The sequence below is a fragment of the Pseudolactococcus piscium genome (assembly GCF_002441695.1).
Taxonomy (GTDB): Bacteria; Bacillota; Bacilli; order Lactobacillales; family Streptococcaceae; genus Pseudolactococcus; species Pseudolactococcus piscium.
Map to the genome: position 1 here is coordinate 70,886 of NZ_JXJW01000015.1, position 6,026 is coordinate 76,911.

The 6,026-nt window shown below is 39.6% G+C and carries 5 protein-coding genes; 4 read left to right on the plus strand and 1 reads right to left on the minus strand.

All coding sequences use genetic code 11. The features are described from left to right. Positions 1-12 precede the first annotated feature (12 nt). Positions 13-942 carry a glycosyltransferase family 2 protein gene (locus tag RU86_RS08260; protein WP_096814883.1) on the minus strand — a complete coding sequence of 310 codons (930 nt, stop codon included), beginning with the start codon at positions 940-942 and terminating at the stop codon, positions 13-15. 121 nt (positions 943-1,063) lie between these two features. Between RU86_RS08260 and RU86_RS08265 the strand changes: the two genes are divergently transcribed. The 4 genes from RU86_RS08265 (at position 1,064) to ilvA (ending at position 5,774) form a co-directional block, all read left to right on the plus strand. Continuing rightward, positions 1,064-2,767, plus strand: a complete 1,704-nt coding sequence (locus RU86_RS08265; RefSeq protein ID WP_096814884.1) for an acetolactate synthase large subunit — start codon at positions 1,064-1,066, stop codon at positions 2,765-2,767. Continuing rightward, complete coding sequence (gene ilvN / locus RU86_RS08270) at positions 2,760-3,236, plus strand: acetolactate synthase small subunit (protein ID WP_047914752.1); 477 nt, start codon at positions 2,760-2,762, stop codon at positions 3,234-3,236. Before RU86_RS08265 ends, ilvN begins: the two co-directional genes overlap by 8 nt. 173 nt (positions 3,237-3,409) lie before the next feature. Then, positions 3,410-4,432: a ketol-acid reductoisomerase gene (ilvC, locus tag RU86_RS08275; protein WP_047914753.1), complete on the plus strand. Its 1,023-nt coding sequence runs from the start codon at positions 3,410-3,412 to the stop codon at positions 4,430-4,432. Positions 4,433-4,523: 91 nt separating this feature from the next. Beyond that, on the plus strand, positions 4,524-5,774 hold the full coding sequence (gene ilvA / locus RU86_RS08280) for a threonine ammonia-lyase IlvA (protein ID WP_096814885.1): 1,251 nt from the start codon (positions 4,524-4,526) through the stop codon (positions 5,772-5,774). The last annotated feature ends 252 nt before the right edge of the window (positions 5,775-6,026 follow it).

The following is a 6,026-nucleotide window of genomic DNA, read 5'->3' on the forward strand; positions in this document are numbered from 1 at the left end:
AAAAAGCACGATCTAGTCGAGCTTTTTTTCTTTTATAATATAAACTGGTCTGCGCTTTGTTTCCATAAAAATTTTACCGATATATTTACCGATAATGCCCAGTGAAAAAAGTTGCATGCCACCAATCAACAAAAGCAAGATGATTAAAGTCGGAAACCCTTGTACAGGATCGCCAAATATGAGTGTTTTTGCTGTATAGAAACAAGCCAGTATAAATGAAATGATAAAAGAGACAAATCCGGTTAAGGTCGCAAAATTTAGCGGTGCATCTGAAAAGTTGATGATGCCGTCTATCGCATAGCCGATTAACTGCCAAAACCGCCACGAACTTTTTCCTGCTTGTCGTTGAATATTGTCGTAAGGCAGATAGGTTGTCTTAAAGCCGATCCAAGCAAATAAGCCTTTAGAAAAACGATTATACTCAGGTAGATTGATCACTTCCTTAACGACCTGGTTCGTCATCAGTCTGAAATCTCGAACACCGCTTGGGATATCGGTATGAGACAGTCGGTTTATCAGCCAGTAAAACGCCCTTGATAACATGCTTCTGACAACTGGCTCGCCTTTTCTAGAGATTCTACGGCAGCCAACAACATCATACTGATTAGCTAGCATGGTGGTATACATCTCGACTAATAATTCAGGAGGATCTTGTAAATCAGCATCCATGATTGTAAAAAAGTCGGCATCGCATGCTGTTAATCCTGCTAAAATCGCTGCCTCTTTCCCGAAATTTCTTGAGAAAGAGAGGTAAAAAATATTAGGGAATGTCTCAGAAAGCCCCTTGATAGTGGCTAGGGTAGCATCAGACGAGCCATCATTAACGAGTACAAATTTTTTGATTAAGGGCAGGTTTTCGGTTTTTTGATTGACTGTTTTGATAAAGGTATCTAAAACAGCTGCTTCGTTAAAACAAGGCACGATAATTGCTAAAGTCTTCATGAGTTAATTATAGCAGACTTAGTTGAAATAATAGCTTAAACGTGTTAAAATCTAAACATGATTTACAATTCGTAATTTTCAGATTTTTTGGGATGTGAAAATGCTTTAAAGGAGAAATAGATTGAAAAAAATAAAACTAGATAAACCAAGAAGTGGGTCGCAGCTCGTATTAGATACACTTAAATCACTTGGTGTCGATACGATTTTCGGTTATCCCGGAGGAGCAGTGCTACCACTTTATGATGCGCTTTATGATTATGATGGGATACAACATATACTTGCCCGCCATGAACAAGGTGCGACGCATGAAGCAGAAGGCTATGCAAAGTCATCAGGTAAACTAGGTGTTGCACTTGTGACATCAGGTCCTGGTGCGACAAATGCGGTTACAGGGATTGCGGATGCAAATGCCGATTCAGTCCCCATGCTTGTTTTTACGGGACAGGTCGCAACAAAAGGAATTGGGAAAGATGCCTTTCAAGAGGCCGACATCATCGGTATCACGATGCCGATTACCAAATATAATTATCAGATTCGAGAAACTGAGGATATTCCTCGTGTCATCACAGAAGCGGTTCATATCGCGACAACAGGTCGCCCAGGTCCGGTCGTCATTGACCTACCCAAGGATATATCTGCTAAAGAAGTGACAGTCATTAATGATACAGCCCTTGTTTTACCTTCCTATCAACCGACAGTTGAACCGAATGCCATGCAGCTCAAAAAAATAGTTGGTGTTCTAGGTAAGAAAAAACGCCCGCTTATGTTGGTGGGTGGTGGTGTTAACTATGCCAATGCACATGCTGAATTAGTTGCATTTGCAGAAAAGCATCAAATCCCCGTGGTCTCTAGTTTACTAGGGCTGGGGTCGATGCCAGTTGACAATCCTTTATTCCTTGGCATGGGTGGCATGCATGGCTCTTATGCGGCAAATATGGCACTTGCTGAGACAGACTACTTGATTAATATTGGGAGTCGTTTTGATGATAGACTAGCTTCTAAGCCAGATCTTTTTTTAAAAAATGCAACCGTTGCCCATATTGATATTGATCCAGCAGAAATTGGCAAAATCGTCAAAACGGATTTACCAGTTGTCGGCGATGCAAAACGTGCATTAGAAATTTTACTTGAGGTCACACCACCTGAAACTAACTATAGCAAATGGCTAGAGGAAGTCCAAGATAATGCAAAGAGAGCCCCTTATAGTTTTGAAGCTGAGACGGGTGTCAATAAACCGCAAGAAGTGATTAAACTGATAGGTGAAATTACGGATGGAGAGGCCATTATTGTGACTGACGTTGGTCAGCATCAGATGTGGGCTGCCCAGTGGTATCCCTATAAAAATAGTCGGCAACTTGTTACTAGTGGTGGTCTTGGTACGATGGGATTCGGTATTCCTGCTGCAATAGGCGCCAAACTCGCGAACCCAGATAAAAATGTGATTGTCTTCGTCGGTGATGGGGGCTTTCAGATGACAAATCAAGAGCTTGCCATCTTAAATGGCTATGGTATTGCCATCAAAGTGGTTCTATTTAACAACCACTCTCTTGGTATGGTGAGACAATGGCAAGAAAGTTTCTATGAAGAACGTCGCAGCCAATCTGTTTTTGACTCAGAACCTGATTTTCAGTTGCTAGCCGCAGCCTATGGCTTGAAACACGATAAATTCTTAGATCCAAAAACAATTTCAGACGACTTGAAAGTCATTACTGAAAATGTGCCTATGGTATTAGAAGTAGGTATTTCTCAAAAGGAACAAGTCTATCCTATGGTGCCAGCGGGTTGGCATAATGATGAAATGTTGGGGGTGAAATTCAATGCGTAGAATGTTAACAGCAAAACTTAACAACTCGACAGGGGTTTTAAATCGATTTACGGGTGTTTTATCAAGACGTCAAGTCAACATTGAAAGCATTTCTGTAGGTCATGCAGAAGCACCTCATATTTCTCGTATCACAGTAATTATCGATGTTGAGAACATGGATGAAGTAGAACAAATCATCAAACAATTAAATAGACAAGTTGATGTGTTACGGGTGAGGGATATCACAGATGTCCCACATATTGAACGAGAAGTGTTACTTGTCAAAGTGTCGGCGCCGGCAACAATTCGGGCTGAATTATTCGCTATGATTCAACCATTTCGTGCCAGTATTGTCGATGTGGCACCTAAGACGGTGACCATCCAGCTGACAGGCGGCTATGATAAGATTGAAGCACTTTTACGTGTCATTAAGCCATATGGTATAAAAAATATTGCTAGAACTGGTGTGACAGGATTTACTCGAGACTGATCATTATTTGAAAAATGAGATAATTCCATATTTTAGTCTTGACAAGTTGTCAGAAAAGTCGTAAAATTGTAGTATATTATAAAAAATTAGGTGTAACAAGTTATCTATTAGTAACAAGGATAGACAGTATAAACGTTATAACCTTAACACATCTTAGAGGAGAATATTAGACAATGGCAGTTACAATGTATTATGAAAATGATGTAAAAACACCAGCACTGGCTGGCAAACAAATTTCCGTTATCGGATACGGCTCACAAGGTCATGCACATGCACAAAACTTGCGTGATTCTGGCGAGAATGTGATTATTGGGGTTCGTGCTGGTAAATCTTTCGACGCTGCAAAAGCAGATGGCTTTGACGTTTATCCAGTTGCAGAGGCAGTTGCAAAATCAGATATTATCATGATTTTAGCACCTGATGAAATCCAAGCTGATTTATATGCGTCAGAAGTTGCACCAAATCTTAAAGATGGCGTTGCGATTGGTTTTGGACACGGTTTTAATATCCATTTCGGCTATATCAAAGCACCAGAAACAGTCGATGTATTTATGCTTGCACCTAAAGGACCAGGCCATTTAGTGCGTCGTACTTATACTGAAGGATTTGGCGTACCCGCTTTGTTTGCTATCTACCAAGACGCTACTGGCAATGCGCGTGATATCGCGATGGACTGGGGTCGTGCCGCTGGATCTGCCCGTGTTGGTATGCTTGAAACAACATTTAAAGAAGAAACAGAAGAAGATTTATTTGGTGAGCAAGCTGTATTATGTGGTGGAACAACTGCACTTATCGAAGCAGGATTTGAAACATTGACTGAGGCAGGATATGCACCGGAATTAGCTTATTTTGAAGTACTTCATGAGCTAAAACTGATTGTTGACCTCTTATACGAGGGTGGCTTCAAAAAAATGCGTCAATCAATCTCAAATACTGCTGAATATGGTGACTATATCGCAGGACCACAAATCATTACTGCTGAAGTAAAAGCGAACATGAAAAAAGTATTAGCAGATATTCAAAATGGCAATTTTGCTAAAGACTTTGTAGAAGATTATAAAGCTGGCAACCCGAAAATGAAAGCTTTCAGAGCTGCTGCGGCAGACCTTGAAATAGAAAAAGTTGGTGCTGAGTTACGTAAAGCGATGCCATTTACACAAGCAAATGATGATGCAGCATTCAAAATTTATAACTAACCCTATAATATAAGTAAGGGTTGATCGGGTAGAAAGTTGGGCTTAGCTCGACTTTCTTTTCGATTTTCAAAAGATGAAGGAATCGATGAATATGGTAAGCTACAAAGATATATTAAAGGCAAATACTGTGTTAGCAGATGTTGTCATCCAAACGCCAATGCTGCGAGACAGCTACTTGTCAGACAAATATAAGGCGAATATTTACCTTAAGCAAGAAAATGTTCAAAAAGTACGGTCGTTTAAACTACGTGGCGCTTATTATGCGATCCATAATTTGTCAGCTGAACAATTAAGCGGTGGCGTTGTTTGTGCAAGTGCAGGAAATCATGCGCAGGGAGTCGCCTATACCTGTCATGAATTAAAAATTAAAGCAACGATTTTTATGCCAACAACAACACCCCAACAAAAGATCACTCAGGTTAAATTCTTTGGTGGTGATTATGCAGAAATCGCCTTAGTTGGCGATACCTTTGATGAATCTGCTGCAGCCGCCAGAGATTTCGCAGTTCGTGAAGCCAAAACATTTATCGATCCCTTTGATAATCCGGATGTTATTGCAGGCCAGGGCACTGTGGCTGTAGAAATATTTGATAAGGCAGAACAAGAGGGAATCAAAATTGATAAACTATTTGCAGCAGTAGGTGGTGGTGGCTTAATCTCAGGCGTATCCCTCTATACCAAACATATCAGTCCAAGTACAAAAGTGATTGGCGTCGAAGCGACAGGTGCACGGTCTATGCAAGCTGCTTTTGATAACAAGGGACCGATTAAGCTCACAACCATAGACAAATTTGCTGATGGCATTGCTGTGCAAAAAGTAGGTCATTTGACCTATCAAATTGCGGAGGAAAATATAGATGACCTGATAAATGTAGATGAAGGCCTCATTTCAAGTACGATTTTAGACCTCTATTCCAAACAAGGTATGGTTGTTGAACCAGCGGGAGCAGCAAGCGTGGCAGCACTAAATCTTGTGGCAGATGAGATAGTAGGACAAACGGTTGTCTGTATTATTTCAGGTGGGAACAATGATATTAATCGGATGCAAGAAATAGAAGAAAAAAGTCTGATTTATGAAGGCCTAAAACATTATTTTGTCATCAATTTCCCCCAAAGACCAGGTGCCTTGCGAGAATTTGTAAATGATATTTTAGGTCCAAACGATGATATTACACGGTTTGAATATATCAAAAGAGCAAACAAAGGCAGTGGACCAGTCTTAATCGGCGTTGTCCTTGCAGATAAAGCTGATCAAACACAACTCAAACAACGGATTGCTGATTTTGATCCAGGATTTATAGATTTAAAAGGACAAGCCAGTTTATATAACTTACTTGTATAAGGTTTATAAAAAAAAGAATGTATGTTCTCTACATTCTTTTTTTGTTAAATATACAAGCAAAAGATAATAAAAAAATAAGTTCTATGTCGCTAGGCATGATTTGACAGCAAAAAGCGCTAAATTAATCTGATCTAACCAACTATTTTTTTGGATAATAAAAAATGCTGAAACCCTTTATATTATATAGTTTTTTTACTTGATTACCTATGGAAAATAAAGTAGAAAGCAATAAAAAGTAAAAAGAATGTAAAA

Excerpts from the sequence above, each read along its gene's own strand:
- ilvC (WP_047914753.1), top strand. The coding sequence starts at position 3,410 with ATGGCAGTTACAATGTATTATGAAAATGATGTAAAAACACCAGCACTG.
- ilvA (WP_096814885.1), top strand. The coding sequence starts at position 4,524 with ATGGTAAGCTACAAAGATATATTAAAGGCAAATACTGTGTTAGCAGAT.
- RU86_RS08260 (WP_096814883.1), bottom strand. The coding sequence starts at position 942 with ATGAAGACTTTAGCAATTATCGTGCCTTGTTTTAACGAAGCAGCTGTT.
- ilvN (WP_047914752.1), top strand. The coding sequence starts at position 2,760 with ATGCGTAGAATGTTAACAGCAAAACTTAACAACTCGACAGGGGTTTTA.